Source organism: Arthrobacter sp. SLBN-83 (genome assembly GCF_006715285.1).
GTDB lineage: Bacteria > Actinomycetota > Actinomycetes > Actinomycetales > Micrococcaceae > Arthrobacter.
Genome location: NZ_VFMX01000001.1, coordinates 1,760,528 through 1,783,456 on the forward strand (window position 1 = coordinate 1,760,528; position 22,929 = coordinate 1,783,456).

At 66.4% G+C, this 22,929-nt stretch carries 23 protein-coding genes; 14 read left to right on the forward strand and 9 right to left on the reverse strand.

Annotated features, from left to right (window positions below):
* Positions 1 to 10: 10 nt before the first annotated feature.
* The 6 genes from FBY30_RS08010 to FBY30_RS08035 all read left to right on the forward strand — a co-directional run bounded on the left by FBY30_RS08010 (position 11) and on the right by FBY30_RS08035 (position 7,259).
* Positions 11 to 415, forward strand: coding sequence for a sarcosine oxidase subunit delta (locus FBY30_RS08010; protein ID WP_142132384.1), 405 nt, complete (start codon positions 11 to 13; stop codon positions 413 to 415).
* Positions 412 to 3,354, forward strand: coding sequence for a sarcosine oxidase subunit alpha family protein (locus FBY30_RS08015; RefSeq protein WP_142132385.1), 2,943 nt, complete (start codon positions 412 to 414; stop codon positions 3,352 to 3,354). Before FBY30_RS08010 ends, FBY30_RS08015 begins: the two co-directional genes overlap by 4 nt.
* Positions 3,347 to 3,997, forward strand: coding sequence for a sarcosine oxidase subunit gamma (locus FBY30_RS08020; protein ID WP_142132386.1), 651 nt, complete (start codon positions 3,347 to 3,349; stop codon positions 3,995 to 3,997). Before FBY30_RS08015 ends, FBY30_RS08020 begins: the two co-directional genes overlap by 8 nt.
* Entirely contained in the window at positions 3,997 to 5,370 is a 1,374-nt protein-coding gene (locus tag FBY30_RS08025) for an L-serine ammonia-lyase (RefSeq protein ID WP_142132387.1), read from the forward strand. Before FBY30_RS08020 ends, FBY30_RS08025 begins: the two co-directional genes overlap by 1 nt.
* 3 nt (positions 5,371 to 5,373) lie before the next feature.
* A complete protein-coding gene (gene purU, locus FBY30_RS08030) occupies positions 5,374 to 6,270 on the forward strand; it encodes a formyltetrahydrofolate deformylase (RefSeq protein ID WP_142132388.1) in 897 nt (298 codons plus the stop codon).
* Between the two features lie 140 nt (positions 6,271 to 6,410).
* Complete coding sequence (locus FBY30_RS08035; RefSeq protein ID WP_142132389.1) at positions 6,411 to 7,259, forward strand: ABC transporter ATP-binding protein; 849 nt, start codon at positions 6,411 to 6,413, stop codon at positions 7,257 to 7,259.
* Positions 7,260 to 7,273: 14 nt separating this feature from the next.
* Here FBY30_RS08035 and FBY30_RS08040 read toward each other — a convergent pair whose 3' ends face one another.
* Complete coding sequence (locus FBY30_RS08040) at positions 7,274 to 7,867, reverse strand: TetR/AcrR family transcriptional regulator (RefSeq protein WP_142132390.1); 594 nt, start codon at positions 7,865 to 7,867, stop codon at positions 7,274 to 7,276.
* A gap of 167 nt (positions 7,868 to 8,034) precedes the next feature.
* Here FBY30_RS08040 and FBY30_RS08045 point away from each other — a divergent pair, with 167 nt between their 5' ends.
* From FBY30_RS08045 to FBY30_RS08055, 3 genes are all read left to right on the forward strand, one after another.
* Entirely contained in the window at positions 8,035 to 8,379 is a 345-nt protein-coding gene (locus tag FBY30_RS08045; RefSeq protein WP_142132391.1) for a cupin domain-containing protein, read from the forward strand.
* A 9-nt stretch (positions 8,380 to 8,388) separates the two neighbouring features.
* Entirely contained in the window at positions 8,389 to 9,738 is a 1,350-nt protein-coding gene (locus FBY30_RS08050; RefSeq protein ID WP_142132392.1) for a flavin monoamine oxidase family protein, read from the forward strand.
* A gap of 103 nt (positions 9,739 to 9,841) precedes the next feature.
* On the forward strand, positions 9,842 to 11,323 hold the full coding sequence (locus FBY30_RS08055; RefSeq protein ID WP_142132393.1) for an APC family permease: 1,482 nt from the start codon (positions 9,842 to 9,844) through the stop codon (positions 11,321 to 11,323).
* Here the strand turns inward: FBY30_RS08055 and FBY30_RS08060 are convergent.
* Positions 11,310 to 11,963, reverse strand: a complete 654-nt coding sequence (locus tag FBY30_RS08060) for an AmiS/UreI family transporter (protein ID WP_142132394.1) — start codon at positions 11,961 to 11,963, stop codon at positions 11,310 to 11,312. The two genes, FBY30_RS08055 and FBY30_RS08060, sit on opposite strands and share 14 nt — an antisense overlap.
* 200 nt (positions 11,964 to 12,163) lie before the next feature.
* Between FBY30_RS08060 and gdhA the strand changes: the two genes are divergently transcribed.
* Complete coding sequence (gene gdhA / locus FBY30_RS08065; RefSeq protein WP_142132395.1) at positions 12,164 to 13,501, forward strand: NADP-specific glutamate dehydrogenase; 1,338 nt, start codon at positions 12,164 to 12,166, stop codon at positions 13,499 to 13,501.
* A 10-nt stretch (positions 13,502 to 13,511) separates the two neighbouring features.
* Here gdhA and FBY30_RS08070 read toward each other — a convergent pair whose 3' ends face one another.
* On the reverse strand, positions 13,512 to 14,483 hold the full coding sequence (locus FBY30_RS08070) for a helix-turn-helix domain-containing protein (protein ID WP_142132396.1): 972 nt from the start codon (positions 14,481 to 14,483) through the stop codon (positions 13,512 to 13,514).
* 164 nt (positions 14,484 to 14,647) lie between these two features.
* Here FBY30_RS08070 and FBY30_RS08075 point away from each other — a divergent pair, with 164 nt between their 5' ends.
* Positions 14,648 to 15,322 carry a DUF1345 domain-containing protein gene (locus tag FBY30_RS08075; RefSeq protein WP_142132397.1) on the forward strand — a complete coding sequence of 225 codons (675 nt, stop codon included), beginning with the start codon at positions 14,648 to 14,650 and terminating at the stop codon, positions 15,320 to 15,322.
* A gap of 64 nt (positions 15,323 to 15,386) precedes the next feature.
* Positions 15,387 to 15,794, forward strand: a complete 408-nt coding sequence (locus FBY30_RS08080; RefSeq protein ID WP_142132398.1) for a DUF1003 domain-containing protein — start codon at positions 15,387 to 15,389, stop codon at positions 15,792 to 15,794.
* A 56-nt stretch (positions 15,795 to 15,850) separates the two neighbouring features.
* Here FBY30_RS08080 and FBY30_RS08085 read toward each other — a convergent pair whose 3' ends face one another.
* Positions 15,851 to 16,027 carry a CsbD family protein gene (locus tag FBY30_RS08085; protein WP_142132399.1) on the reverse strand — a complete coding sequence of 59 codons (177 nt, stop codon included), beginning with the start codon at positions 16,025 to 16,027 and terminating at the stop codon, positions 15,851 to 15,853.
* Positions 16,028 to 16,144: 117 nt separating this feature from the next.
* On the reverse strand, positions 16,145 to 16,738 hold the full coding sequence (locus tag FBY30_RS08090; RefSeq protein ID WP_142132400.1) for a TetR/AcrR family transcriptional regulator: 594 nt from the start codon (positions 16,736 to 16,738) through the stop codon (positions 16,145 to 16,147).
* A 121-nt stretch (positions 16,739 to 16,859) separates the two neighbouring features.
* On the opposite strand from FBY30_RS08090, the gene FBY30_RS08095 reads away from it, so the two are divergent.
* On the forward strand, positions 16,860 to 18,800 hold the full coding sequence (locus tag FBY30_RS08095; protein WP_142132401.1) for a primary-amine oxidase: 1,941 nt from the start codon (positions 16,860 to 16,862) through the stop codon (positions 18,798 to 18,800).
* Positions 18,787 to 19,263 (forward strand): hypothetical protein, encoded by a 477-nt coding sequence (locus FBY30_RS08100; RefSeq protein WP_235009377.1) that lies wholly within the window; start codon positions 18,787 to 18,789, stop codon positions 19,261 to 19,263. The genes FBY30_RS08095 and FBY30_RS08100 overlap by 14 nt, the downstream gene beginning before the upstream one ends.
* A gap of 9 nt (positions 19,264 to 19,272) precedes the next feature.
* Here FBY30_RS08100 and FBY30_RS08105 read toward each other — a convergent pair whose 3' ends face one another.
* The 4 genes from FBY30_RS08105 to FBY30_RS08120 all read right to left on the reverse strand — a co-directional run bounded on the left by FBY30_RS08105 (position 19,273) and on the right by FBY30_RS08120 (position 22,774).
* The gene (locus tag FBY30_RS08105) at positions 19,273 to 20,259 is read right to left on the reverse strand and encodes an NAD-dependent epimerase/dehydratase family protein (protein WP_142132402.1); all 987 of its coding nucleotides are present in this window, start codon (positions 20,257 to 20,259) and stop codon (positions 19,273 to 19,275) included.
* Between the two features lie 121 nt (positions 20,260 to 20,380).
* A complete protein-coding gene (locus FBY30_RS08110) occupies positions 20,381 to 20,755 on the reverse strand; it encodes a cupin domain-containing protein (protein ID WP_142132403.1) in 375 nt (124 codons plus the stop codon).
* 163 nt (positions 20,756 to 20,918) lie between these two features.
* Entirely contained in the window at positions 20,919 to 21,665 is a 747-nt protein-coding gene (locus tag FBY30_RS08115; RefSeq protein WP_200830657.1) for a ThuA domain-containing protein, read from the reverse strand.
* Positions 21,665 to 22,774 (reverse strand): Gfo/Idh/MocA family protein, encoded by a 1,110-nt coding sequence (locus FBY30_RS08120; RefSeq protein WP_142132405.1) that lies wholly within the window; start codon positions 22,772 to 22,774, stop codon positions 21,665 to 21,667. Before FBY30_RS08120 ends, FBY30_RS08115 begins: the two co-directional genes overlap by 1 nt.
* Positions 22,775 to 22,929 lie beyond the last annotated feature (155 nt).

Genomic DNA, 22,929 nt, shown 5'->3' on the forward strand with positions numbered 1-22,929 from the left:
ACTTACGCACATGCTGCTGATCCCATGCCCCAACTGCGGCCCGCGGGACGAAACCGAATTCCACTACGGCGGACAGGCCCACGTCCCGTACCCGGAGAACCCGAACGAGCTGAGCGATACCGAGTGGTCCCGCTACCTCTTCTACCGTGAGAACCCCAAAGGCACCTTCGCCGAGCGCTGGGTCCACAGCACCGGCTGCCGCCAGTGGTTCAACATGCTCCGCGACACCGTCAGCTACGACATCCAGGCCGTCTACAAGATGGGCACCCCGCGGCCGGACAGGTCCTCGAGTGTCACGCCCGAAACCGGAACCGCCAGCACGGCCCCTGACAGCACCACCACGGGAAGCGCTGCACCCAGCACTTCCACCACGAGCATCATGACCACCACCGCCCCGGAAGGAGCGACCAAGTGACCTCCCAGAACGCCCGCCTGGCTACCGGCGGCCGCATCGACCGCACCATCTCCTGGCGCTTCACGGTGGACGGCGAGGAATTCACCGGCCACCCCGGCGACACCCTGGCCTCCGCCCTGCTGGCCAACGGCCGCATCGCCGCCGGCAACTCGCTTTACGAGGACCGCGCCCGCGGCATAATGTCCGCCGGCGTCGAAGAGGCCAATGCACTGGTCCGTGTGGAGGCACGTTTCCCCGGCCACGTGGCCGAGTCCATGCTCCCCGCCACCACCGTCTCCCTGGTGGACGGCCTGCAGGCCACGCTGCTGAACGGCCTGGGCAAGCTTGACCCGGAGGACGACCGCGCCGAGTACGACAAGAAGTACGTCCACACCGACGTGCTGGTCATCGGCGGCGGCCCCGCCGGACTCGCCGCGGCCCGCGAAGCTGTCCGCACCGGAGCCCGCGTCATGCTGCTGGACGACCAGCCCGAACTCGGCGGTTCCCTGCTGTCCGGCTCCACTGCCGAGGGACTGGCCGAGACCATTGAAGGCAAGCCCGCCCTCGAATGGGTTGCCGACGTTGAAGCCGAGCTGGTTTCCGGCGCGGAATCCACCGTCCTGAACCGCACCACCGCGTTCGGCGCCTACGACGCCAACTACGTCATCGCCGTCCAGAACCGCACCGACCACCTCACCAGCCCCGCTGCCCCCGGCGTCTCCCGCCAGCGGATTTGGCACATCCGTGCCAGCCAGGTGGTGCTGGCCCCCGGCGCCCACGAGCGCCCCCTGGTGTTCGAGAACAACGACCGCCCAGGCATCATGCTGGCCTCGGCCGTCCGCACCTACCTCAACCGGTACGCGGTGGCAGCCGGCAAGCGCGTGGTTATCAGCACCACCAATGACAGCGCCTACGCCGTCGCCGCCGACCTCGCCGCCGCCGGCGTCAAGGTGGCAGCCGTGGTGGACGCCCGGCCCAAGCTCACCGCGGTGGCAACCGCCGCCGTCGAAAGCGGGCTCCGGGTGCTGATTGGCAGCGCAGTTGCCAATACGTCGGCAAACAGTGATGGCCGGCTGGACGGGGTCACGGTCCGCAGCATTAACGACGACGGCGAGCTCACCTCGGGCGTCGAACAGATCGCCACCGACCTGCTGGCTGTCTCCGGCGGCTGGAGCCCGCTGGTCCACCTGCACTCACAGCGGCAGGGCAAACTGCGCTGGGACGAAGACCTGGCCGCCTTCGTGCCCAGCACCGAAGTACCCAACCAGCAGACCATCGGCTCCGGCCGCGGCTCCTTCGCCACCGAGGACTGCCTAGCCGAGGGTATCTCCGCTGGTGCACGGGCCGCCATCGCAGCCGGGTTCGCGTCCGCCGTCGAGCCTTCCGTGTTCGGTGAGCCGAAGGCCTCCGCCCCCACCCGCCAGTTGTGGCTGGTGCCGGGGGAGAGCGGCACCCCGGATGACTGGCACAACCACTTCGTGGACTTCCAGCGCGACCAGTCGGTGGCGGACGTGCTCCGCTCCACCGGGGCTGGCATGCGCTCAGTGGAACACATCAAGCGGTACACCTCCATCAGCACCGCCAACGACCAGGGCAAGACCTCCGGCGTCAACGCCATCGGCGTCATCGCCGCGGCCCTGCGCACGGCCGGCGAGGCCTCCCGCGGCATCGGCGACATCGGCACCACCACCTACCGTGCGCCATTCACCCCGGTGGCCTTCGCGGCACTGGCCGGACGCCAGCGCGGCGAACTCTTTGACCCCGCCCGCGTCACCTCCATCCACCCGTGGCACGTGGCCAAGGGCGCACTGTTCGAGGACGTCGGACAGTGGAAGCGCCCCTGGTACTACCCGCAGGACGGGGAGGACATGGACGCCGCCGTGCTCCGCGAATGCGCTGCCGTCCGCGAGTCCGTGGGCTTCATGGACGCCACCACCCTGGGCAAGATCGAAATCCGCGGCAAGGACGCGGGGGAGTTCCTCAACCGCATGTACACCAACGCGTTCAAGAAGCTCGCCCCGGGCTCGGCACGCTACGGCGTCATGTGCACCCCGGACGGCATGATCTTCGACGACGGCGTGACCCTCCGCGTCGACGACGAAACCTACTTCATGACCACCACCACCGGCGGCGCCGCCAAGGTGCTGGACTGGCTGGAGGAATGGCTGCAGACCGAGTGGCCGGAACTGGACGTCAACTGCACCTCGGTGACGGAACAGTGGAGCACAATAGCCGTGGTCGGGCCCAAGTCCCGTGAAGTCATCGCCAAGGTGGCACCGGAACTGGCTGCCAACGGCGGCCTGGACGCCGAGGCTTTCCCGTTCATGACGTTCCGCGAAACCACCCTGGCTTCCGGCGTCCGCGCCCGGATCTGCCGGATCTCGTTCTCCGGTGAACTCGCCTACGAAATCAACGTCCCGGCCTGGTACGGGCTCAACACCTGGGAGGCCGTGGCAGCCGCCGGGGCCGAATTCAACATCACCCCTTACGGCACCGAAACCATGCACGTGCTCCGCGCCGAAAAGGGCTACCCGATCGTTGGGCAGGACACGGACGGCACGGTCACCCCGCAGGATGCAGGCATGGAGTGGATCGTCTCCAAGGCCAAGGATTTCATCGGCAAGCGCTCCTACTCGCGCTCCGACGCACAGCGTGAGGACCGCAAGCACCTGGTCAGCGTCCTCCCGGTGGACGGCACGCTGCGGCTGCCGGAAGGCACCCAGCTCGTGGAAAAGGGCCGCTCCACCAACCCCGCCTACGGCCCGGTGCCGATGGAAGGGTTCGTCACCTCCAGCTACCACAGCGCAGCGCTGGGCAGGTCGTTCGGCCTGGCCCTGATCAAGAACGGACGCAACCGCATCGGCGAAACGCTGATTGCCGCCGCCGGCGACCAGCTGGTGGACGTGGTTGTTGCAGAGACAGTGCTTTTTGACCCCGAAGGGACCCGTAAAGATGGCTGAAACAGCAGCATTCCCCACCTCCGCCAAGACCTCCGCGGAGAAGAACCTGGCAGCCCGCATCAGCCCGGCCCGCCAGCTGGCTGACGCCTTTGCTGCAGGCTCCCTGGCCGGCACCGTCGAGCTGTCCGAAGTTCCCTTCCTGACCATGGTGGGGCTGCGGACAGACGCAGGCTCGGAAACCGCAGTCCGGCTGGCCGCCGTCACCGGCGGCCTCCCGGACGGCTCCGGCTCGGTGGTCACCAATGGTGACACCTCCGTCCTGTGGCTGGGCCCTACCGAATTCCTGGTGGTGGCACCCACGGAGGCGCACGAGTCGCTGGGCGGTGACCTGATCCCCGCCCTCCGGGACGCTCTGGGCGGCGACGCGGGCCAGGTTGTGGACCTATCCGCCAACCGGGCCACGTTCGAACTCACCGGCCCCCGGGCACGGGCCGTCCTGGAAAAGGGCAACTCGCTGGACCTGCACCCCCGGGTGTTCAAGACCGGCACCGCCTTCTCCACGGAAATCGCGAACATCCCCGCCATCCTGTGGAAGACCGGTGACGAGTCCTTCCGCATCTTCCCCAGGGCCTCCTTCGCCGAGTTCCTGGGCCGGTGGCTGCTGGACGCCATGCGGGAGTACGCCTCGCCCGAGGTCCCCTGATGGCGCTGAGCGTCCTGGACCTGTTCTCTGTTGGCATCGGGCCCTCGTCGTCACACACGGTGGGCCCGATGCGGGCGGCCAAGCTCTTTGCGGACGGGCTGAAGGGCGACGGGCAGCTGGCCTCCACCGTGCGCGTCCAATCGGAACTGTTCGGGTCCCTTGGCGCCACGGGGCGCGGCCACGGCTCGGACAAGGCCGTGGTCCTGGGCCTGCAGGGCCTGGAGCCGGAGACCGTGGACACCTTCACGGCCGACGACCAGGTGGCGGCCGCGGCCCTGAACGCCGAACTGCACGTCGCCGGCAGCCACCGGGTGGACTTCAACTGGGAAGAGGATGTGGTGCTCCACCGCCGCAAATCCCTTCCCGCCCACCCCAACGGCATGACCTTCCGGGCCCTGGACCACACCGGAGCAGTGCTGAGCGAGCGCAGCTTCTACTCAATCGGCGGCGGCTTCGTGGTGGACGGTGACGCCCAGGGTGCGGACAAGGTGGTGGCGGATGACACCGTGCTGCCCTATCCGTTCTCCACTGCCGACGAGCTCCTGCAGATCTGCAGCCGGGAAGGCATGTCCATCTCCGATGTCATGCTGGCCAACGAGCTGACCTGGCGCAGCGAAGCGGAACTCCGGGAGCAGCTCCTGGGGCTGTGGGCCGTGATGAAGGAATGCGTGCAGAACGGCTGCAACGCCGAAGGCATCCTGCCCGGCGGCCTGAAGGTAACCCGGCGGGCGCCCGCGCTCTACAAGACACTTTCGGCGGACTCGGCCAGCACGGACGCACTCCACGCCATGGAGTGGGTCAACCTGTTCGCCCTTGCCGTGAACGAGGAGAATGCCGCCGGCGGGCGGATCGTCACCGCCCCCACCAATGGCGCCGCGGGAATCGTGCCTGCCGTCCTGCACTACTACATGAAGTTTGTTCCAGGAGCTGACGACGACGGTGTGGTCCGCTTCCTGCTGGCGGCGGCCGCGGTCGGAATCCTGTTCAAAACGAACGCCTCCATCTCAGGTGCCGAAGTGGGCTGCCAGGGTGAGGTGGGCTCCGCCTGCTCGATGGCCGCCGCAGGGCTCTGCGAAGTGCTGGGCGGCACGCCGGCGCAGGTGGAAAACGCCGCCGAGGTGGGCATCGAGCACAACCTGGGCCTGACCTGCGACCCCGTGGGCGGCCTGGTGCAGATTCCATGCATCGAGCGGAACGCGATCGCCAGCGTGAAGGCGATCAACGCGGCCCGGCTGGCCCTGCATGGGGACGGCAGCCACAAGGTCTCGCTGGACAAGGCGATCAAGACCATGCGCGATACCGGAGCCGACATGAAAACCAAGTACAAGGAAACCTCCCGAGGAGGCCTCGCCGTGAACGTGATCGAGTGCTGAACCATGACCGCTACTGAAACCCACATCCCCGCGCCCAAGGCACCCACCACCGTGGAGCACGTCCTGACCCTCGACTGCCCGGAAGGGCCGGGCATCGTGCACGCCGTCTCTGGATTCCTGCTGGAGCACGGCTGCGACATCATCGACAACAAGCAGTTCGGTGAGCGCACCGAGGGCCACTTCTTCATGCGCGTGCACTTTGTCTCCGAAGGGGACGAGTCCACGCTGGAGCTGCTGCGGTCCTCCTTTGCCCCCGTTGCCGAAAGGTTCGGTATGCGGTGGCAGCTGGAACGCCAGGGCTCCAAGCGCAAGGTGCTGATCATGGTGTCCAAATTCGGGCACTGCCTCAACGATCTGCTCTTCCGGGCCCGCATCGGCGAACTGCCCGTGGAGATAGTGGCAGTGGTGTCCAACCACCGGGACCATGAAGCCCTGGTGGAGTGGCACGGCATCCCGTTCCACCACATCCCCGTCACCGCCGAAACCAAGCCCGCAGCCGAAGCCGCGCTGATGGCACTGGTGGACGGGCTCGACGTCGAACTGGTGGTGCTGGCCCGTTACATGCAGGTGCTCAGCGATGACCTGACCCGGAAGCTGGACGGGCGGGCCATCAACATCCACCACTCCTTCCTGCCCAGCTTCAAGGGCGCCAAGCCGTACCACCAGGCGTATGCCCGGGGTGTTAAAACGGTGGGGGCCACCGCCCACTACGTCAACGCCGAACTGGACGAGGGACCCATCATTTCCCAGCAGGTAGTGGACGTTGACCACACCTACGGGCCGGAGGACCTGGTGGCGGCGGGCCGTGACACCGAATGCAAGGCCCTTTCCAACGCGGTGAAGTGGCACTGCGAGGGCCGGGTCATCCTGCAGGGCAACCGCACGGTGGTGCTCCGGTAACGGAACAAACCTCATATCAAAAGCGCGGCCGGCTGCCTGTGAGGGCGGCCGGCCGTTGCCACATGTCGAACGCTTTTGCATTCAGCCGGGACGGGAGGCGAGAGTTGGGGAAACACCAACCCTCTTGAGGAGATCCCAGGATGAATGACCGGCGGGCAGACCACCAGGTTTTGGAACTGGACGACGTTTCATTCCGCCGGGATGGCCGCGAAATCATCAGCGGGATCTCGCTCTCGGTCGAAGCCGGAGAGCACTGGGCGCTGCTGGGCGCGAACGGAGCCGGGAAGAGCACCCTCATGGCGCTGTGCGGGGCCGTCAACCACCCCAGCTCCGGCACCGTGTCGGTCCTTGGCGATCGCCTGGGCCGGGTGGAAATGAAGGCGCTCCGCCAGTCGATTGGCCACGTGAATCCGCGGCACCAAATCCTTGCACCCCTCACCGTCCGCCAGGTTGTCCTGACCGGGCTGACCGGCAGCAATGAACTGTCGCCGCGGTGGGAGCCCACCCATGCCGAGTTGGCCAAAGCTGATGCCCTAGTGGAGCAGTTTGGCCTGACCCACAAAGCCGGCCTGCGCTGGCCTACCCTCTCCCAGGGCGAGCGTGGGCGCGCGCTGATCGCGCGGGCGCTCATTTCCTCCCCTAAATTGCTGCTGCTCGACGAACCCTGCACCGGCCTGGACATCGCTGCCCGGGAGCAACTGCTGGAGACCATCGACGATCTCGCCTACACCCACCCGAGGATGGCGTCGGTCCTGGTCACCCACCACCTGGAAGAGCTGCCTGCCACCACCAGCCACGCGCTGCTGATCACAGCCGGGCAGGCGGTGGCCGCCGGTCCCGCTGCCGAGGTCATCACCAGCGAAAACATCACTGCCGCGTTCGGGCATCCCATTGATGTCGAGTACCGGCATGGACGCTGGAATGCCCGCACGGGCCGCAGCAGCAGGCGCGGAAACCGGCTGCGGCATGCAGAGGTCACCACTTCCTGAAAAGCCTCACCCGCTCAGGCGCCTGGTGCACCGTCCCGGCGCAGCAGCAGCACCCGGTGTACTTCCTCCAGCGCGGCGGCGATCTCATCCCGCCCCACACCTGCGATGTACTGCAGGACCAGTCCATCCAGTGCCGCGAACAATGAGCGGGCCACCACGCTGACGTCACCCTGGACGCCGAAGGCACGCAAACCCTCGGACAGGGCGTCCACGTAACTTTCATACAGCTTGGCCACCGGTCCTGCCAGTTCAGGCCGGCGCCGGGCCTCCAGGATCATCTCGTACTGGAACACCTGCAAACCAGGATCTTCCAGCAGCAGGTTCAGCAGCGCCTCCGTGAACGAGGTCTCGGTTTCCGCCGCTTCCCGCAGCCGGGATGCGGCAATGGACTGCTCGGAGGACCATTCCAGTGCTGCGGCAATCAGGGAATCCCGCGTCCCGAAATGATGGGCCACCAGGCTGTTGTTGACGCCCGCGGCCTCAGCGACCGCACGGTACGTGAGCCCGCGCAGGCCCTTCGTGGCAACGACATCCACGGCAGCCCGCAGCAACGCCTCCCGGCCCTTGCCGTAAGCGGGCGTGGCGGAGCGGGTGGGGGAAGCGGTCATAGCGTCGATTCTAGCCAGCGCCGGTTTACAAAACGCGACCTATTGACTTAAATCTAAGCAATTGCTTAGATTGCTTTGCATGCGGTGACGCTCATCACAGGAGCGGCCGCCCCACACCACTGCGGCAGCGCCTCTGCGACAAGCCGCGCCCATCCCTTGGAGTAACCATGACAACAATCCCTGCCTTCACTACGTCCTCCTCCCTGGACCCCGCCAAGAACGAGCCCTTCGAACTCGGCCAGGTGCAGTGGGTCCGCCGCTTCGGCGAAGGCGGGCGCGACGCCCTGGCCTGCGGGTACTGGCACGTCGACCCATCCCAGGCTCCTGAGCCCTTCGACCTGGATATCGAAGCCGACGAAACGATCCACATCATCGACGGCCACCTCCGCATCGAAGTGGACGGCGGGGACGTGTACGAGCTCACCGCCGGGGGAGCAGCATCCTTCAACAAGGGCGCCCGCACGCGCTGGGCAGTTCTGGCCCCCACCATCGAATTCTTCGTCTACTCGTAGGGGCGAGCAATGGAACAGCACAGCAGCGCAGTGGAGCAGGACCAGCTGGATGTGATTGTGGTGGGAGCCGGTTTCGCAGGCCTCACCGCCGCCCGTGAGCTCACCCGCCAGGGGCTGAGAGTGCGGATCGTCGAAGCCCGGGACCGCATCGGCGGAAGGACCTGGCTGGACCACCGGCTGGGCCGGGACTTGGAAATTGGCGGAACCTGGGTCCACTGGACACAGCCGTATGTCTGGGCGGAGCTGAAACGGTACGGCATCGGAACCGTCCCCAGCCCCGAGCCGGAGCGGGCGTTCTGGTGGGCTGACGGCGACCGCCGGGAAGGTTCGCCGGACGCCCTGCTGGAGCTGATCGGTAAGTACAACGGAGAATTCGTCCGCGAATCACGCAGCTACTTTCCCGAGCCCTTCAACCCGCTGGCCACCGACTCCTACAAGGCGATTGACCACGTCTCCGTCCAGGACCGGATCCGTGAGCAGTTCCCGGCCGGGACGGCCCGCGACGTCCTGGAGTCCTTCTGGGCCCTGAACTTCAACGGCCCCCTCCAGGATGCCGCACTGACACAGGCCCTGCGCTGGGTGGCCCTCACCAACGGTGACTGGGCCGTCAACTTCGAAGCCTGCGCCACCTACAAGATCCAGGGCGGAACCGCCGCGCTCGCGGACGCCATCCTCAAGGACTCCGGCGCCGCCGTCACCTTTGGATTCACCGTGGAAGGCATGACGGACGACGGCGGGTCCGTCACCGCCCGGGGCAGCGGCGGCCGGAGCTTCAGCGCGAAGACCGCCATCGTCACCGTTCCGCTCCCTGTGCTGGGGAACATCGCATTCGAGCCGCCGCTGCCGCCGGCAAAGGCGGAAGCGGCGGAGCGCGGACAGGTGTCCAAGGGTGTGAAGGTGTGGATCCGGCTACGGGGTGAGCACGCACCGTTCGTTGCCTTGGGCAAGGCGGACTGGCCGTTGAACTTCTTCCAGGCCGAGTACACCCTCGACGGCGACACCATCATCGTGGGTTTTGGTCCGGACGCCTCAAGAATCGATGCTTCGGATGCCGCGGCGGTCCAGGCCGAACTCGCCCGGCTGGTGCCCGGCGTGGACGTGATGGACGTGGCCACGCACCACTGGGTGGCGGACCCGCTCGCGGGCGAAACCTGGCCAATGCACCGCACCGGCTTCCTCTCCAACCACCTGGCAACGGTGCAGTCCGCCCACGGAAACGTCTTTTTTGCCGGCTCCGATATCGCCAACGGCTGGGGCGGCTTCATCGACGGCGCCATCGAAAGCGGCATGGAAGCGGCCCTTGGCGCCGCCTCGCTCCGTGGTGGCCGCCCCGCAGCCCGGGAGCAGGCACTGCGCTGACAAACAACAACTGGGCGCTGGCGGACAACGGGCTGCCGCGCCGCGCTGCCAGTCTGGATTCCATAGCAATTTTCCCCAACTCATGACCGTTAAGAAGGATCAAATGAGTATTTCGAATTCCGAGCCCCGGACCACTGACGCTCCGGCCAAGGAGCACTCAACGGCCCTGCGCGCCGGCAGCATCGGCGTCCTGGGCATCCTCTTCTTCGTCCTGTCGGCACAGGCGCCCCTGACGGGGATCGTGGGCGCCTCGCCGCTGGCCGCAGGGCTGGGAAACGGAGCCGGCGCGCCGGGTGCCTACCTGATCGTGGGCATCGTCATCGTGATCTTCGCGGTGGGCTTCGTGGCCATGAGCCGCAAGATCCAGGCCAACGGCGCGTTCTACGCCTACGTCACTGCTGCGTTCGGCAGGAAGACGGGTGCCGGCGCCGCCTGGCTGGCCCTCCTTGCCTACAACACCGTCCAGGCCGCCATGTACGGGCTTTACGGTTCCGCCTTTTCGGGACTGCTGGCATCGATCGGGCTTCAGGTTCCGTGGTGGCTGCTGGCACTGGCCACCATGGCCGGGGTCCAGGTTCTCGGTTCCCTGAACATTGAACTCGGCGCCCGCGTCCTGGCCCTGCTGGTGGGGCTCGAGGTGGCAATCCTGCTGCTCTTCGGCTTCACCGTCCTGTTCAGCGGCGGCGGACCCGAAGGCATCAGCGTGGCCGCGTCCTTCTCGCCCGAGGCCATCGGCGCCGGCGCGCCGGGCGTGGCCATCATGTTCGCCGTGGCATCGATGTTCGGCTTCGAATCCACTGCCATCTACTCGGCCGAGGCCAAGGATCCGCACCGCACCGTGGCCCGCGCAACCTACCTGTCCGTCGGGGTCATCTCCATCTTCTTTGCCTTCATTTCGTGGATGCTGGTCAGCTACTACGGCCCGTCCCAGGTGATGGGTGCTGCCGGCGCCGCCCTCGAATCAGGGGACGCCACCTCGTTCGTGATCGGCCCCCTGGTGGAGTTGTTCGGCCCGTGGGCGGGCGTCGTGGCGGGCATCCTCCTGGTCACGTCACTGCTGGCGGGCATCATCGCGTTCCATAACGGCATCAACCGCTACCTGCACTCCCTGGCCCTGCAAGGTTCCATGCCCGCCGCCCTGGCCCGGACCAACCGGCACCGCGCCCCCGCCGTCGCCGCCTGGATCCAGTCCGCCACCGCCGTCGTACTGGTGCTGCCGTTCGCCATCCTTGCCCTGGACCCGGTCCTGACCCTCTTCTCCTGGTTCAGCGGCCTGGCCGTGGCTGCGCTGCTGGTGCTCTACATGCTGTGCTCGGTGGCCGTAGTCAGCTTCTTCCGCCGCGAACGTGCCGGCGCCCAGCTCTGGCAAACCAGGATCGCCCCGGCCATGGCAACGGTGTTGCTTGCATGGGTCCTGTTCCTGGTGGTCAGCAACTTCACGGCCCTGATCGGCGGCAGCGCTGAAACCGCCACCGCCCTGCTGGCCGCCGTACCGGTAGTCTTCCTGGCCGGGGTGCTGGTGGAATCCGTGATTGAGCGGCGGAGCCACGCCACCGCCGCGCGTCCGGTGCTCAGCCGGCCGTAAGGGGTTCCTGCCCCACCGCCTGTTCCGAAGCGCCTGCGTTGGCCCGGCGCGGACCACCACGTCCGCGCCGGGCCAATGCGCGTGCTGCCAGGAAGACCGCGGCCACGAGCAAGGCGACCACCCCTGCAGCCCAAGCGCTCCGCGGCCAGACCCCGGCCAAGCCGAGGAACGCCGGGACCGTGGCCGTCACCTGGCTGGCCAGGACCAGCGCCCATCCGGCGAACGGTTCCAGCCGCACCGCGCCCAGGGCTGAGGAGGCAAACAGCAAACCCCACAGCACGGACCAGCACACCCAGAGCACTGCCAGCGGGGGATCGATGCCCAGCCAGGCGCCCGCCAGCAGCAGCCCCACGAAAGCCACCATGCCGCAGAACCACCCCAGCCCCTTCGAGCCCAGGCCCAGCAGGACGTCCAGCCCGGCGTAGACATAGGTCAGCCCGAACAGGAACATGCCGGCCGCCGTCATGAGGGCTTCGCTGCCGGTGCCGGTCCCGGAAAGATGCACGACGCCGAGCACCAGTTGGGTGCCCCCGAGCACCAGGCTGAACACGGCTGCGTCGCGGCGGGGGAGCTGCCCAAGGGCCGACAGCCCGTTGGCCAGCAGCGCGGCACCGGAGAGAAGGAGGCAAATATAGGGCATCAGTGCCTCCTTCCTGCGGTTGGGCGAGGCGGGGCACTTATCGAATGATGGAATCCTTCTGTCACATTACGGAGGTTAGTGGAACCGTGGGGATCCGCCTACTGGTGCCCGGTCGTAATCGGATAGGTTGAAACGTGAACCTTTGAAGCGGTGTTGCTTTCCTGCGCCGTCCTTCATTTCGGCAACGTTAGGAACTGTTCATGGATGCACGGCTCGAATCCATCAAGGACACCGTCCTCGCGCGCAACCCCGGCGAGGCAGAGTTCCACCAGGCGGTGGTGGAGGTCTTCGAAAGCCTGGGTCCGGTCCACGACAGGCACCCTGAATTCCTTGAGGCCGCCATCCTGGAGCGCCTCTGCGAGCCCGAGCGCCAGATCATTTTCCGCGTTCCCTGGACCGACGACTCCGGCCGCGTCCAGATCAACCGCGGGTTCCGGGTGGAGTTCAACTCGGCGCTGGGCCCCTACAAGGGCGGCCTGCGCTTCCATCCGTCGGTGTACTTGGGGATCGTCAAGTTCCTCGGTTTCGAGCAGATCTTCAAGAACGCCCTCACCGGCATGCCCATCGGCGGCGGCAAGGGCGGCTCCGACTTCGACCCCCGCGGCCGCAGCGACGCTGAAGTCATGCGGTTTTGCCAGTCCTTCATGACCGAGCTCTACCGGCACATCGGCGAATACACGGACGTTCCCGCCGGTGACATCGGCGTGGGCGGGCGCGAAATCGGCTACCTCTTCGGCCAGTACAAACGCATCACCAACCGCTACGAGTCCGGTGTCCTGACCGGCAAGGGCATCTCTTGGGGCGGCTCCCTGGTCCGGCCCGAGGCAACCGGCTTCGGAACTGTCATCTTCACCCAGGAAATGCTGAAAACCCGGGGTACGTCCTTCGATGGCCAGCGGGTGGTGGTCTCCGGCTCCGGCAATGTGGCCATCAATGCGATCGCCAAGGCGCAGACCCTCGGCGCCACCGTGGTGGCTTGCTCCGACTCGTCAGGCTACGTGGTTGATCCGGCGGGGATCGACGTCGACCTCCTCCGCGAGGTGAAGGAAGTGGAGCGCGGCCGCCTGAAGGACTACGCGGAGCGCCGTGCCGGCGTCTCCTACGTGGACGGCGGATCCGTTTGGGACGTGGACGCCACGGTGGCGCTGCCCTGCGCCACGCAGAACGAGCTCGACGGCGGGGCTGCCGCCCGCTTGGTGCGCAGTGGCCTGCTGGCGGTCGGCGAAGGGGCAAACATGCCCTCCACCCGCGACGCAGTGGCGGTGTTCCAGGAAGCTGGGGTGTTGTTCGGACCCGGCAAGGCTGCCAATGCCGGCGGCGTGGCCACGTCAGCCCTGGAGATGCAGCAGAACGCCAGCCGCGATTCATGGTCCTTCGAACACACGGAGGAACGGCTCACGGAGATCATGGTGGGCATCCACGACCGCTGCGCCGCCACGGCTGACGAGTACGGCGAACCCGGAAACTACGTGCTGGGTGCGAACATCGGCGGGTTCGTGAAGGTGGCCGATGCGATGCTGGCGCAGGGGTTGATCTAGCCGGGCTGCCTTAGCCGTCCCGCCGCCACTGGCTGGGCGAAACACCGAAGGCGTCCCGGAAGGTGCGGCTGAAATGGGCAGCATCCAGGAATCCCCAGCGGGCCGCCACCGTTCCTACCGACTGTCCTGCATGGAGTGGGTCCCGGAGCTCGCGGCGGGCACCTTCGAGCCGCTGCGTCCGGATCCAGCTGGCCACCGTGGTTCCGGATTCGTGAAAGACGTTGTGCAGGTGCCGTGTGGAGATGAAATGTGCCGCGGCAATGCTCGCGGGGGAGAGCAGGGGGTCGGAGAGGTTCGCTTCGATGTACTCCCGGACCGAGACGGCCAGCAGCGCCTGCGGCTTCATCCGGTCCGGGGTGATGTCCATTTCGGCATGCAGCATGGTGGACACCAGGTCCAGGGCGTTGGTGGCAAGCCGGGCTCCGCTGGGCCCGTTCAGGACGTCCAGGTTGGCTGACAACTCGCGGATGAACTGGCCAACGATTCCGCTAAGGCCCCCGCTGCCCATGCGGACGGCCGCGAGCTGCCCCACATAGTCGGTGGGCAGGGACAATGCGTCGCAGGGGAACATCACCACCATGATCCGGGTCCGCTCCTCGAACGCGAGGGTGTACGGCCGGTTGGTGTCGTAAATGGCCAAGTCCCCGGGCTGCAGGACCGCCTCGCGGTTGTCCTGGATCAGCAGGCCCGTGCCCTCCAGCTGCAGGTTCAGCTTGAAGTACCGCTCATGGGCCTGGGCGATCAGCGCCGGCGTGCGGTGCACCTCGTGCGAGGTGGCGGTCACCTCCACGATGGACATCCTGTCCAGCACCCTGGAGCGCATCCGGCCCTGGAAGCCGTCGACGTCGGCCGTCCGGGCGTTGAGGGGTACAAAGGACTCGGCCACCAAGTGCTTCCAGTGATCGAATGACGTGGCCACGCTGGACGTGAGATTCTGGCGTTGGTGGCTGGCGGGTGCCCCGGTTTTTGCAGTTGCTGGCATGGATGTTCCTTGCGACGGATGGCCACTGGACGTTCCCCCGTTGGTGTGCCCTGCGACACAGTGCTTTTAGGCTAACGCCGCGCGAAAGGTTTTTCAACGGTTGGCGAAAATAAGAAGTTCCGACTTTCCAGCCAAGCCCAAGCCTCCCGTGCCATGATCGGGCAATGAAGTCCATGACGGTTGCCGGCGACCACCACCGGAACTTCAACTCCCGGGCACACCATTCGCGGCTACGGGTGCTGGTCATGCTGGTCGTCGGCCTGGCGGCAGCGCTGTTGGTCGGTCCTTCGGGGGCCTGGGCCTACGCGCCCGCGCTCGGGTGGGCAGCCGCCTCGGCCACCTACCTGGTGTGGGTGTGGAGCGTCATCGGGCGGCTCGGGCCAGCGGCCACTGCCGCGCATGCCCGGAGGGAGGATCCGGGCCGCGTCTTTTCCGACGCCCTGGTCCTCACGGCCACGGTGGCCAGTTTCGCGGGGGTGGCCTTGATCCTGCTGGACGCCTCCAGTGAGCAGGGCGGAGCCAAGGATGCCACCGTGGCCATGGCACTGGGCAGCATCGCCCTGTCATGGTTCCTGGTGCACACGCTGTTCACCCTCCGGTACGCCGCCATCTACTACCGGGACGGCACCGGCGTCGATTTCAACGAGGAATCCCAGCCCCGCTACTCGGACTTTGCATACCTGGCTTTCACTGTCGGTATGACCTTCCAGGTCTCGGATACCAACCTGAAAACCAATGCCATCCGCTCCACGGTCCTGCGGCAGGCGCTGCTGTCCTACCTCCTGGGAGCCATCGTCCTGGCCACCACCATTAACCTGGTCTCGGGGCTCATCCACTAGGCGTTCAATGCCTTGCCCTTCGATGCAGTCCCGCCGCCGGCGCCCCGGGAATTATTCTGGGCGCATGGTTGAGATGAGAGTGAACTGGCACCGGCGGCACAAAGAGGGCCTCAGTGCGGGCGACAAGGCGGCGGACAGGCTCCGGAACGGCATGGGCAGTTGGCCCTTTGTCGGCATTTTCGTGGGCTTCATGGCGCTCTGGGCGGCGGTGAATTCCTATCTCCTCGCCAATAACGCGTGGGACCCCTACCCATACATCCTGCTGAATTTGTTCCTGTCCATGCTGGCCGGCCTCCAGGGTGCCATCCTGCTCATTGCGGCCAAGCGCCAGGACGCCATCGCCTCTGCCATGGCCCAGCATGACTATGAGACAGATGTCCGCGCTGCTGCCCAGATCGAAATGCTGATGGACATCAACGCCGAACAGCTGAAGCTGTTGCAGGAGCTTCGGGACCTGCGCGACAAGCCTTAGAAATGCCAATGGGTGCAGCTCCTCATGGAGCTGCACCCATTGTTGTGAAATGCGGACTAATCCTTCTTGAAGGCGTCCTTGACGTTCTCGCCGGCCTGCTTCAGGTCCGATTTGGCCTGGTCGGTCTGGCCTTCGGCCTTCAGGCTCTCGTCACCCGTTGCGCTGCCGGCAGCTTCCTTGCCCTTGCCGCCGAGCTTCTCTGCGGCGTTGCCGATCTTGTCATCCAAACCCATGGAGGTGCTCCTTACAGTTGGTGCTCTCCCTGGCCAAAGCCAGAGCCTGACCCCTCCATACTAAGCATGCTTTCGACTTTGGTGCCTACTCGCCGTCGTACTTTTTTCTGAAGCGGGTCAGGAGCGTTGCAAAAGCGCCAGGTAGCCCTCGAGCTGTTCCGCGTGGCCAAAGTCCAGCCGTCCCTCCGGTGCCAGGGCTGCCTCGATCTGCGCCCCGAGCAGCATGTTGAGCAGCTGGCCGGCAAGGATGGAATTGTCGACGGCGGCACTCACGTCCCCGTTATCCCTTGCCTCGGCGAGGAAGCGGCGGATGGCCGCCAGCCATTCGTCCATGGACTGCTGGTGGATCGCGGCTTTCTGGCGGTCGTTGATGGCCCGTTGCCAGAACGGAACCACAATCCTTGCCTCATTCACGCGTTCCTCGTCAAGGGGGAGCACTTCGAGGCAGAATGCCCGCAGCGCGTCCAGCCCGGCCTTGCCCGCAGTGACCTGGGCAATGCGCTGGTTGGTCCGGTTGAACACGTGGCTGAAGGCAAATTCCAGCAGCGTGTCCTTGGTGGGGAAGTAGGGTTTCAGGGCGCCGTTGGCGAAGCCTGCCTCGGTGGCGATCTCCCGCATGGTGGCGCTTTCCAGCCCCTGCCGGGCAATGATCCGCCAGGTGGCGTCCACGAGTTCCAGGCGGCGCTCGTCATGGTTAACAATCTTCGGCACCGCGGCCACTCCCCGGAAATATTTGGCTCAAACCCTTGTGAGCCATGTTACGGACCTTTATTATCTACAACTATAGAAAATAAACCAGCGGCCGGAGACGGCCCTGACAAAAGGCTCTCCCATGACTCTTGCACCAACCGACACTGCCTCCGCCGTCGGCCTGGCATCAGCGCCGGAAATCCTGGACGTGCGTTCCATCCTGCAGGCCGAAGGCAAACTGGGCCCGCAGCACCGGATCGCCTACCTGGGCCTGCTGGACCCGGCCCGGGGTATTGACCCGGTCACGGCGGACCGGCGCTTCCGCGCCTTTATCCACGACGTCTCCGGAGCTGCGCCGCGCGACGTCGTCGTCTCCACCACCCAGCAAAAGGTGCTCTCCGCCGTCGAGCTCGACACCGCGCTGACCGGCGAACTGCCCGTCCTTGAGGAGGAATTTGAGGTTGTGGAGTCGCTCCTGGCCACCGACGAACGGTGGCTCAAGGCGCTGGCGGACCGGGGGCTCGCTGTCGAAAAGGTCCGGGTGGCTCCGCTGTCCGCAGGCGTCTTTGAGTATGCGGAGGAGAAGGGCCGCCGCATCCTTCGCGGGCTGGCTTTCGTACAGGAGTTCCCGGAGGACAGCGCGTGGGCGCACCCGGTCGACGGCCTGGTGGCGTACGTGGATGTAGTCAGCAAGGAGGTCACCCAGGTGATCGACCTCGGTGTGGTGCCCATTCCCGCCGAGCATGGCAACTACACCGCTCCGGAGCTGACCGGTCCCCTCCGCGAAACCCAGAAGCCCATCAGCATCACCCAGCCCGAAGGCCCCAGCTTCACCGTCACCGGCGGCAACCACGTGGAGTGGGAAAAGTGGAGCGTGGACGTCGGCTTCGACGTCCGCGAAGGCGTGGTACTGCACAATCTCGCATTCCAGGACGGTGGCCGGAAGCGGCCCATCATCAACCGCGCCTCGATTGCCGAGATGGTGGTCCCGTACGGCGACCCATCACCCATCCGCTCCTGGCAAAACTACTTCGACACCGGCGAATACCTGGTGGGCCAGTACGCCAACTCGCTGGAGCTGGGCTGCGACTGCCTGGGTGAGATCACCTACCTGAGCCCGGTGATCAGTGACGCGTTCGGCAACCCGCGCGAAATCCGCAACGGCATCTGCATGCACGAGGAGGACTGGAGCATCCTCTCCAAGCACTCCGACCTGTGGAGCGGTGTCACCTACACCCGCCGCAACCGCCGCCTGGTGATCTCCTTCTTCACCACCATCGGCAACTACGACTACGGCTTTTACTGGTACCTCTACCTGGACGGCACCATCGAATTCGAGGCCAAGGCCACCGGCATCGTCTTCACCTCCGCATTCCCCGAGGGCGGCTCGGACAACATCTCCCAGCTGGCCCCCGGCCTGGGCGCACCCTTCCACCAGCACCTGTTCAGTGCCCGGCTGGACATGGCCATCGACGGCTTCACCAACCGGGTGGAGGAAGAGGATGTGGTCCGCCAGGCCATGGGCCCCGGCAACGAGCGCGGCAACGCCTTCTCCCGCAGGCGCACGCTGCTGGCGCGGGAATCCGAGGGTGTCCGTGAAGCCGACGGCCGTGCCGGCCGGACCTGGATCATCTCCAACCCGGAATCCCGGAACCGGCTGGGCGAGCCCGTGGGCTACAAGCTGCACCCGCACAACCAGCCCACGCTGCTGGCGGACCCGGAATCGTCCATCGCCCGCCGTGCCGCGTTCGCCACCAAGGACGTGTGGGTCACGCGGTACGCCGAGGAGGAGCGTTATCCTACCGGCGACTTCGTCAACCAGCACGCCGGCGGTGCCGGCCTGCCCGCCTACGTGGCGCAGGACCGGGACATCGATGGCCAGGACATCGTGGTGTGGCACACCTTCGGCCTCACCCACTTCCCCCGCGTGGAGGACTGGCCCATCATGCCCGTGGACACCGTGGGCTTCAAACTGCGGCCCGAGGGCTTCTTTGACCGCAGTCCCGTCCTTGACGTCCCCGCCAACCCCAACCAGCAGGCGTCCGCCTGCCACAGCGAGGGCGGCAGCGGTGGCTGCCACTAGCCTGGCCACCGGGACGCCGGGCGGAACGGCAACGCGTACGACGGCGGCAGGACGGGTCCGTGCCAACGGTCCCGTCCTGCACCGCCGGCTGGTGGCCGTGGTCACCGCGGTATCCTGCGCGGCGCACCTGTGGCTGGCCGCATCGGGGCATCACGGTGTGTGGCTGGGCGTCCTGATGGTGGCGCTCGCCGCCGTCTGCCTTCCGTGTACCGAGCATATCTGGCGGCACGGCAGGGTTGGCGCGCTGAACCAGGTCACGGCCGCCGCGGTGGTCATGGCTGTCCTCCACACCGCCTTGCTGCTCAGTGCCGGCGGTGCCGCACACGCGCACGGTTCGCCGCCGCCGTCGTCCGCTGTTGCTGACTCCGGCGGCACCCAACTGCTGCTGGTGATCGCCCTGGAACTGGCAACGGCGCTGCTCGCCGCCACGCTGGTGGCGCGGCTGCGGCGCTTGTCTGTGTAGGTGCCGCGCCTAGCCTGCCAGGACGTCGAGCGGGCGGGCGACATGCAGCTGGCCCTGGTCGATGAGCCACTGGATGGCTTCGAAGATGGCCTGCTCGGGCTCGTACCGCGGCGCGTAGCCCAGGACTGAAGCTGCCTTCTCAATGCTGAAGCATTGGCTGCGGTAGAGGTGGCCCCAGCTGGACTCTGCGTAGTCCCGCGTCGTGTCTTCGCGGAAGCGGTCCCAGGAGACCGTTTCCAGCACGGCCGCGTGGCCGAACCAGGCGGCGGCGATGTCCGCGTAGCCGCGGACCGTCAGTGCCGTGGGGGCAACGATGTTGAAGTCCTCACCAGTGGCCGCCTCCCGCTGCGCGATGGCCTTCTCGAAGGCCTGGGCGACGTCGTCGGCGTGCACGTGGTGCATGAGCTCGGCGCCGCTGCCGGGAACCCCAAGGGGCTGGCCGGCGGAGATGGTCTGCCAGACGCCGGGATCGAGGTTTCCCAGCGGGCCGATCGGATGCCAGCCCGGTCCAACGATGTGCCCCGGGTGCAGCGACGTGGTGGCCAGCCCGCCGCGCGCCGTTTCCTCCTTCAGCATCAGGGCGATCCGGTTCTTCTGGATGCCGTACTCCCCAAAGGGCTCCGCCGCCGAATCCGATCCTTCCCTAATGGGCAGCTTCAGGCTTTGCCCGTACCGCCAGACGGAGCCACAGTGCAGCAGGTGCCCCACCTCGCCGCGCAGGCTCTGCACCAGCGACGTTGCCGATTCGAGGGTGAAGCAGACCAGGTCCACCACGGCGTCCGGCTTCAGGGCAGCAACCCGGTCACCGAACGTCCCGTCGCGGTCCTCCGCCTCCCGGTCTGCGGTGACCTGGTGCACCTCCTGCCACTCGGGTGCCTCACTGTAGGGCTTGCGGTTGCCGCGGCTGATGGTGGTGACGTCGTGGCCAGCGCGGACCAGCCGGGGGACCAGGAATGAACCGATGTGGCCGCTGCCGCCGATGACGGTGACTTTCATTGCTCTCCGATCGTTGTGGTTCCCTCCACCGTAGGGGCGCGGCAGCAGGAAAGGGAGGCCCTGGCGGACCTACCCTTCCTGTTTGCTGCGCTGAATGCCCTGGCCAGTGGGGATGTCCAGGTCAGGCGGGCTTGGCGTACTCTGCTGCGCTCATGACCTCATAGCTGACGTACGTCTCATCGTTTTCAACCCAAGCGTCGTGGCCGGCCGGAATGGAGTAGGCATCCCCGGCGTGGATGGTCATCCGGCTCCCGTCGTCCAGCTGCACTGTCAGGGTCCCTGCGGTGCAGACACCGAGGTGGCTGACTTGGCAGCTATCCGTATGGACCACCGTCTTGACTGTTTCGGACCAGCGCCACCCGGGCTCGAAAGTGAACCGGCCCAACGTGGTACCGCCCAGCGTGAGCACGTCCACCTGGGTCTTGGGCGGCCGGCGCTTTTCGTCGGGTTCGTTGAAGGACTTGAATTCGAGGTCCTTGACCGTTACTGCAGGCATTTTGGCTCCTCAGAAGGGAGTGGTTATGAAATTCATACCCAAGCGCGCTGAGCCGCTCCGGGAAAGGCGCGGCAGGGCGGGGTACGCCCGTCCAGAACCTGCCGTACCTTACGTTGCAACGATTTCAATCTGCTCTTGCATGCAGCCGATGTCAACGACGTTTTTACTCCGCGAACCACTCCCGGCCCGGGTTGCTGACACCGGGGATCGAGCGGTCCAGCCCGGGCTGTGCCGCCCACTTGGCGCCGTTGGCCAGGACGCGCTGGACCTGCGGGTGGTGGTACACCGGGTATTCCTGATCGCCCGGGCTGAAGTAGAAGATGCGGCCCTTGCCCCGGGTAAAGGTGACGCCGGAGCGGAACACTTCACCGCCCGCGAAGGAGCTGATGAAGATCAGGTCGTCCGGGTCCGGGATGTCGAACAGCTCGCCGTACATCTCCTGCTCGGGGATGACGATGGGGCTGTCCACGCCTTCCGCGATGGGATGTGAGGGCTTCACGGTCCACACCAGTTCGCGCTCGCCGTCGTTCCGCCAGGCAAGGGAGCAGCTGGTCCCCAGCAGTTTGGTGAAGATCTTCGAGAAGTGCCCCGAGTGGAGCACGATCAACCCCATCCCGCCCAGCACGTGCCGATGGACGCGCTCGACGACGGCATCGCTGACCTCGGCATGGGCTATATGCCCCCACCAGAGCAGGACGTCGGTGTCCGCGAGCACCTCCTCTGCAAGGCCGTGCTCATCATCTGTGGCGAGGACCGCCGTCGTAACCTCCGCGTCCGGAAGGTGGGAGCGGAGCCCCGCAGCGATGGCGCCGTGGATACCGTCGGGATACATCCCGCCTATGTGGGTCGGCTCGTTGTTGGCCTCGTGGACGCCCTCGTTCCACACCCGGATCCGCAGTTTGCTGTTCATCAGAGCCGCACCTCCCTCTGCTCCAGTGCTGACTGGTAGCAGGCATCGATGATTTGTGCCCGGTTGAGCGCCAGGGAGCCGTCATGCCGGCCCCACACTTGGGCGCCGCCGCGCACGGCGGTGACGAAATCCTCCACCACTGCATCATGGGCGCGGCCCGGTATGACGACGGGCATATAGTCCGCGGATTCGCCGTCCTTGTCCGTGAACACGCGAAGTTCGCCAATGGGCGGAAAAGGCGCCCCATGGGCCTTGAGTTCGGCACCGCCGTCGGTGCCGTAGACCGTGAACTCCAGCTGGTCGTCCACTTCCCGGTAGGTGGCCCAACTTGCTTCGACCACAAGCGTCCCGCCGCCTTCGAGCCGCAGGAAGGCCGAGGCGAAGTCCTCCACCTCGAACGCGTGGCTGGAGGCCTGGGCCGTGAACCGGGTTCCGCCGCCCCTGCCCTGCGGTCCGAGCTCGGAGTGGGTGGCGGCGGAGACAGCCACAACCTTCGGTTCACCCAGCAGGTACAGGGCGTAGTCCAGTGCGTGGACACCGATGTCGGCAAGCGGTCCGCCGCCGGACAGCTCGGGATTGGTGAACCAGCTGCCCAGGGTGGGGATGCCGGAGCGGCGCAGCCAGGATGCCTTGGCGTAGTAGGGGCGGCCCAGGCCGCCGTCGTCGATGACCTGCTTGAGGGCCTGGATGTCTCCGCGGCGGCGGTGGTTGAACGCCACGTCCAGGACGCGCCCGGCCTTCCGTGCAGCGTCCACCATGGCCTGGCCTTCCACAGCGTTGCGCGCGATGGGCTTCTCGCTCAGCACGTGGATTCCGCGTTCCAGCGCGGCGATCGCGACCGGAGCGTGCAGGAAGGTGGGGAGTGCCACGCTGACGGCGTCCAGGCCTCCGTGGTCCAGCATCTCCTTCCAGTCGGCGAAGCCGTTCGGGATGGAGTACTCGGACTGCAGGGATTCCCGGAGCTCATCTTCCATTCCTGCAAGCGAGACGATGCGGACGCCCTCGATGGCGGCGTAGGCCTTCAGGTGCTGCTGGCCGGCCCAGCCGATGCCTACCACGCCCACCCTGAGTTCAGTCGGCGGCGCGGGGGAGGGATGCGTGCTGTTCAAGGGCTGGCTCCTTCGGGATGGTTTGCTGCCCGGATTCCCCCAGCCTAGTCCTGCAACCGCCCGGTCCTGCGCTGCCACGTGGTCCTGACCCTGAAACTTCAGGGGCTCCTGCGCCGTGCGTTACAGCTGAAACCGCGGCGCAAACGACGGAAACC